This is a genomic window from Rhodopila sp. (assembly GCF_035548235.1).
Lineage (GTDB): Bacteria > Pseudomonadota > Alphaproteobacteria > Acetobacterales > Acetobacteraceae > Rhodopila.
This window is the reverse complement of sequence record NZ_DASZTJ010000159.1, coordinates 1-6,174: the sequence shown is the minus strand read 5'-3', so window position 1 is coordinate 6,174 and position 6,174 is coordinate 1. Positions and strand designations below refer to the sequence as shown.

Here is a 6,174-nt window from a genome sequence, read left to right as displayed (position 1 = left end):
GTGCTGGGGAGAATCAGGTTTTTGACACAGATGCGCGCAGATATTCACAGAGGCCGGGGTCGATTGGAGGGCAGTGCCAACGCGCAGCGCCTCAAAAATCCTTTGCCTGAGCCTCGGGGTACTATCGGAAGTCGGAAGCGTCCAGGCTGATCGTTTCCAAAAAAACAAACGGAGCGTACCCCGCTTTCCTGTCCAAGCCTTGGAGGCAGTGCACCAGATGGCGGAGACACTGTGTTCATCTGCGCTCATCTGAGCCCATCTGTGTCGAATCACCCCGCCATCCATCGCCCAACAGCCAGCCATGACCCACAACGGACAACACCAGCGCCCACCACCCCCCGGCAGCCACGACCGACATCAGCCGCGTCATGCTCCGATACGCCGGAACCAGCGTCACTCCGCCACGGCCAACCCCACGTTATCCTTTCGGGTGATCGTCCGCTCAAACGCACGCAGCCGCTTGTAGACTGAAATCAGCTCGATGATCGTCGTCCAACTGTTGACCAGGTACTGAAACGACATCTCCACCCGCCCGAACGCGCGCACGATCTGCTGCATGATCCCCAGCGTGATGCCGCCGGCCACCAGCGTCGGCCCCAGCGCGATATAGGGCACCAGCACGCCGATCTGCAGGTACGACCATTTCGCGACGTCGAAATACATATAGTGAAAGAACAAACGAAAATAGTTCCGCCTCACTTCCCTGAACAGCGACGTCAGATGCGGTCCCGCCGCTCGGTCGTGATCGTCCTCGCCATGGACCAGCTCCTTGCGGTACGCCGCTTCCACCCGCTGGTTCTGGAACTCCAGCCCGGGAAGCTTGAAGCCGATCAGCGCCAGCAGCACGGTGCCGCACAGGGCGAAGACGATCGCCACCCAGACCAGCGCCTGCGGTACCTCGCCCAGCCACGGCAGCGCCTTCACCTGATGGGAAAACGACCACAGGATCGGCAGGAACGCCATCAGCGTCATGACGGAGCGGACGAAGCTGATGCCCAGGTCCTCCATGATCCGAGCGAAACGGGCGGTATCCTCCTGGACGCGCTGGGAGGCGCCTTCGATGCCGCGGAGCACATGCCAATGCTGGGTGTAGAAATCCGTCATGGCGTTGCGCCAACGGAATATGTAATGCTTGACGAAGAAATCTGTCAGGACAGCAATCAGTACATACAAACCGGCGACCCAGGCGAATGTCGACAACTGGGACATGTATTCGCCCATGGTGATCGACCCCGGCTTGGCCAGTGCGCCCTGGATCATGTTGTAGAAGGTGCCGAACCAGTCGTTGATCCGAACGTCGAGCTGGACCTTGTACCACGTCGCGAACAGGATCAGCGCACCGCCCGCGAACGACCACACCATCCAGCGTTTCGTCAAAAAGAAGGACCGAAACACACCATCACTCCGCCGTGACTGTGCCGTCAAGCTGACCGGCGCAAGCCGCCGTTGCAAGCGGAAAGCGTCGGCGATGCCGGCTGAACGCTCCAGCCGCGCGCACCCGGAACGCCGATCCGGAGGCTCCGGTCAGCGGCTGACGCGGTAAAGTGGCAGGGAGGCCAGGAGCATGCGCTCCGCCCCGCGGAAATCGTTCTCGGCCCGCGACGTCGTGTCGAACACCATCGTCGCCCGCCCCGTCGCCGTGAACGCCGGCCATGCCGTCGCCCCCGGCGTGTTCGGGTTGCCGGACCGGGCAAAGGCGATCCAGGCGGAGGCCATCTGATCGGCGAGTTTCTGCGGATCGGGTCCGGCGCCCACCATCGCCGCCGATACCGCCACGTTATCGAACACAAAGGCCAGGTCGAGCGAATGCGGCGAGACCCATTTGCCGCCATCGACCGGCGTCGCCCAGTCCAGCTCGTACAGCCAGACGGCCCCTTGGGACGCTTTACGCTCCGCCTGCGCCCAGGCCTGCTGGCGCACGCGGCGGTCCGTCGTGATCGCAAAGTACAGGGTGGACGGCGACGCTTCGGGCATCAGCTTGCGGAACCCGGCGATGACGCGGGGCACGTCCTTCTCGGGCACGAAGCCTGCCAGTTTCCGGTGCAGCCCCGCCTCGTCCAGCGCGAAGTCCTCGGGGTGGCGGGCGCCGAACAGCGCCGTCGTCTCGGTGGCGGTGCTGCCGATGATCATGGGAACGCCGCCCGATACCGCAGGTGCGTCCGGCGTCCAGGGCGGCCGCGGCAGGGTGATCCCGTCCACGACCGGGCTGAAATGCGGTTTCGGCCCCAACGCGGTTGTCCCCAACGCGGTTGTCCCCAGCGTGGCTGTCGTCCCTGGCACGGTTTCTCCCGCGCCCGTCACCGCCTTCAGCCCCGCCAGCAGGGCGTCCGTCGGCAGTTTCGCCAGCCGCCCCAGCTCCGCCGGCTTCACGTTCAGCGCCGCCAGGTAGGCTTGCGCGAACTTCGTCGCCTCGTCCGGCGTCAGCCCGTCGAGCTGCGATCCACTCTGCACGATCGCCTTGTGGAACAGCCCCCGCGCCTGCGGCATCGCCATCAGCACCGAGACCTTCGCGCCGCCGCCCGACTGGCCGAAGATCGTAACGTTCTGCGGATCGCCGCCGAACACCGCGATCGTCTCGTGCACCCAGCGCAGCGCCGCGACGATGTCCAGCATGCCGGCATTGCCGGATTGGGCGAACTCCGACCCGGCCAGCTTGCCCAGGTACAGGAAGCCGAACACGTTCAGCCGGTGGTTGAGCGTCACCACCACCACGTCGCCGCGCCGCGCGAGCCGTGTGCCGTCGAAGACGTTGCGCGAGCCCGATCCGGTCGAGAACCCGCCGCCGTGCAGCCACACCATCACCGGCCGCTTGCGCTGGTCCTTGATCCCCGGCGTCCAGACGTTCAGGACCAGGCAATCCTCGGACGCCTCGGTGCCGTCGGTCCAGGACGCGGCGAAGCTGGGATGGCCCCTGCCGGGCTGCGGGCATTTCGGCCCATAGGCGACGGCGTCGCGGATGCCCGCCCAGCTTTTGGCCGGCCGCGGCGGATGGAAGCGATCGGGGGCGGCGGCATAGGGGATGCCCTTGAAGGCCTTGATGTCGCCATCGACGGTGCCGCGCACCTTGCCGCGATGGGTCTCGACCACGGGACCGGGAACAGGGCCGGAAGAGCGACCGGGCGTCAGGCCTTGGGGGGCGTCCTTGGGTCGCTTCGTCTGCGTCTCGGCAGCCTTGGTGTCCTTTCCGCCTGCCAGGGTGACGGCCCCCAATCCCAGGAGGGCCGTCCGGCGGCGGATCATGTCAGCCGCGGCCGATCCACGGCATCTTGGTCGCCATGATGGTGACGAACTGCACGCTGGTCTCCAGCGGGAACCCGGCCATCAGCGCGACCTGCTGGCCGACATGGTCGACGTCCATCCGCGGCTCCACCTTCGTGGACCCGTCCGGCTGGGGCACGCCCTTCGTCATCCGCTCCGTCATCGGGGTCGCGGCGTTGCCGATGTCGATCTGGCAGCAGGAGATGTCGTAGATCCGCCCGTCCAGCGCGATGGTCTTGGTCAGGCCGGTGACCGCGTGCTTGGTGGAGGTATAGGCGACCGACCCGGGCCGCGGATTGTGCGCGGAGATCGAGCCGTTGTTGATGATCCGCCCGCCCATCGGCGTCTGGTCGCGCATCATGCGGAACGCGGCGTTGGCGCAGAGGAACATCGCATCCAGGTTCACCGCGCAGACCTTGCGCCACATCTCGAAGGTGAAGTCGCCGAAATTGGTGCTGGGGACGTTGCCGCCGGCGTTGTTGAACAGCAGGTCCAGGCGGCCGTACTTCTCCTTCACCTTGGCGAACAGCGCGTCCACCTGGGCGGGTTCGGTCACGTCGGTCGGGACGGCCAGGGTCTCGCCGCTGTTGGCCATGCTGGCGGTCTCGGCCAGCGCGTCCGCCCGGCGTCCCGCCAGCACCACCGTCCAGTCGTTCTTGCACAGATTGATCGCGGCCGCTCGGCCAACGCCGCTGCCCGCGCCGGTAACGATGGCGATTTTTCCGGTCATGAAGTCGTTCCCTCGTTTTGCCGTGAACCGAGGCCGCATTGTGGACCGGGCCCGCGGGTTCGGGAAGATGCGATGACGGCGGCCTTCCCGCGTGGCACGCTGCCGGATACCAGGGAGGACCCAAGACATGACCCGCTTCGCCGCCATCGGCCTGGACCACCGCCATGTCTACGACCTGACCGCCGGGTTGCTGGCCGCCGGCGCGGTCTGCGCCGGGCATGACCCGGTGACGACCGATCCGCGGGTGCTGGCGGGGTTCCGCAAGCGCTTTCCGGACGTTCCGGCCGTGGATCGAGACGCGCTGCTCGGCGATCCGTCGATCGACTTCATCGTCCTCGCCGCCGTGCCCCGCGATCGGGCGGGGATCGCGATCGAGGCGATGCGGCGGGGCAAGCACGTGATGACGGACAAGCCGGGGGTCACGACGGCGGACCAGTTGACCCAGGTCGAGCAGGCGGCGCGGGACACCGGGCGGATCTGGTCGGTGGTGGTGGGCCGGCTGACCTCGCCCGCCGTGCAGGAGGCGTTGCACGTCGCCCGCTCCGGCGAGCTGGGCCGGCTGGTGTCGCTGACCAGCCTGGCACCGCATCGGCTGAACCGAGCGCTGCGGCCGTCCTGGTTTTTCGACCGGGCGGCATATGGGGGGATCATCGCGGATATCGGCCTGCATTCGATCGACCAGTTCATGGCCTTCGCCGGCACCGATGCGCCGGGGGTCGCCGCTTGCTCGATCGGCCGTTTCGGGACTGAGCCCAAGGGGTTCGAGGACTTCGCCGAGATCACCCTGCGCGGCGGCGGGATGACCGGCACGATGCGGCTGGATTGGTTCACTCCGGACGGGCTGCCGGACTGGGGCGACGGGCGGCTGTTCCTGGTGGGGACCGAGGGGACGCTGGAGCTGCGCAAGAACCTGGACCTGATGGGCCGCTCGGGCGGCGACCACATGTTCGTCGCCAACCGGCGGGAGACGTATTACCGGGACTGCGCCGGGTTGCCCGTGACCTACTACTCGGACTTCCTGGCCGATGTCCGGGACCACCGCACCCAATCGGACGCTCGGGTCACCGAGGGCGGCCGGGTATTCGCCGCCTGCCGGATGGCGCTGCGATGCCAGGCGGAGGCGGCGGTGTTCGGACCGGGGCAGGTGCCACCGGGGCAGATGCCCCTTTAGACGTCCAGGTTCGCCACCTTCAGCGCGTTGCCCACGATGAAGTCCCGCCGCGGCTCCACCACGTCGCCCATCAGGGTGCTGAACACCTGGGCCGCTTCCTCGGAGTCGTCGACCTTCACCTGCAGCAGCGTCCGAACCGACGGGTCGAGCGTGGTCTGCCAGAGCTGGTCGGGGTTCATCTCCCCCAGCCCTTTGAAGCGTTGGATCGACAGCCCGCGCCGTCCATGGGCGATGATCCGGTCATAGGCCGTTGCCGGGCCGGCGACCGTCGGCTCCTGTCCATCCAGCTTCAGCCGCGCCGGTTCGTTGAACCGCGCCGCCAAGGCCTCGGCCCGTTCGGCGAGCCACCGTGCCTCGGCGCTGCGCAGGGCCGAGGCTTCCAGGGCATAGCGTTCGGCCACGCCGCGTACGGTGCGGGACAAATGCAGCCCGTTGTCCGCGCTGACCACCCAGCCTTGTTCGGTCGGCAGCGACACCGCGTTCAGCCTTTGCGCGAACAGCGGGGCGGCGGCGGTGGCGCGCACCGGGTCGGGTGTCAGCACGCCGGCGATCGCCGCCTGCTCCAGCAGCGCCACCGGGATCACCTGGGACAGCCGCTTCAGGCTCAGCGTCGTCTCCCGCAGCAGGTTCACCTCCCGCCGCAGGTCGTCGCCCGTCAGCACGTCGCCGTTGGCATAGGTGATCCGCGCGTCGGCGAGCGCCTTGTCCAGCAGGTAGGATTCCAGCGCCGCGTCGTCCTTCAAGTAGCGCTCGTCGTTGCCGCGCTTGGCGCGGTACAGCGGCGGCTGGGCGATGAACAGGTGCCCGCGCTCGATCAAGTCGCGCATCTGCCGGAAGAAGAAGGTCAGCAGCAGGGTGCGGATGTGGGAGCCGTCGACGTCCGCGTCCGTCATGATGACGATGCGGTGGTAGCGCAGCTTGGCGGCGTCGAACCCGCCCTGGTCGACCGCGCCCGGCCCGATGCCGGTGCCCAGGGCGGTGATCAGGGTGCCGATCTCCTGGCTGCCCAGCATGC

The 6,174-nt window shown here is 67.5% G+C and carries 5 protein-coding genes; 1 reads left to right on the top strand and 4 read right to left on the bottom strand.

Features of this window, described 5'->3' with window-relative positions; translation table 11 throughout:
• Window positions 1-393 precede the first annotated feature (393 nt).
• From VHB27_RS13360 to VHB27_RS13350, 3 genes are all read right to left on the bottom strand, one after another.
• Window positions 394-1,395: a putative transporter gene (locus VHB27_RS13360; protein ID WP_325601164.1), complete on the bottom strand. Its 1,002-nt coding sequence runs from the start codon at window positions 1,393-1,395 to the stop codon at window positions 394-396.
• A 129-nt stretch (window positions 1,396-1,524) separates the two neighbouring features.
• A complete protein-coding gene (locus VHB27_RS13355) occupies window positions 1,525-3,240 on the bottom strand; it encodes a carboxylesterase/lipase family protein (RefSeq protein ID WP_325601162.1) in 1,716 nt (571 codons plus the stop codon).
• 1 nt (window position 3,241) lies between these two features.
• On the bottom strand, window positions 3,242-3,988 hold the full coding sequence (locus VHB27_RS13350; RefSeq protein ID WP_325601160.1) for an SDR family oxidoreductase: 747 nt from the start codon (window positions 3,986-3,988) through the stop codon (window positions 3,242-3,244).
• Window positions 3,989-4,115: 127 nt separating this feature from the next.
• On the opposite strand from VHB27_RS13350, the gene VHB27_RS13345 reads away from it, so the two are divergent.
• Window positions 4,116-5,159 (top strand): Gfo/Idh/MocA family protein, encoded by a 1,044-nt coding sequence (locus VHB27_RS13345; RefSeq protein ID WP_325601158.1) that lies wholly within the window; start codon window positions 4,116-4,118, stop codon window positions 5,157-5,159.
• Here the strand turns inward: VHB27_RS13345 and VHB27_RS13340 are convergent.
• On the bottom strand, window positions 5,156-6,174 hold a 1,019-nt coding region (locus VHB27_RS13340; RefSeq protein ID WP_325601156.1), incomplete at its 5' end, for a toprim domain-containing protein. The two genes, VHB27_RS13345 and VHB27_RS13340, sit on opposite strands and share 4 nt — an antisense overlap.

Bases quoted from the DNA above. Each gene is read 5' to 3' on its own strand.
- VHB27_RS13355 (WP_325601162.1), bottom strand. From the start codon at position 3,240: ATGATCCGCCGCCGGACGGCCCTCCTGGGATTGGGGGCCGTCACCCTG.
- VHB27_RS13350 (WP_325601160.1), bottom strand. From the start codon at position 3,988: ATGACCGGAAAAATCGCCATCGTTACCGGCGCGGGCAGCGGCGTTGGC.
- VHB27_RS13345 (WP_325601158.1), top strand. From the start codon at position 4,116: ATGACCCGCTTCGCCGCCATCGGCCTGGACCACCGCCATGTCTACGAC.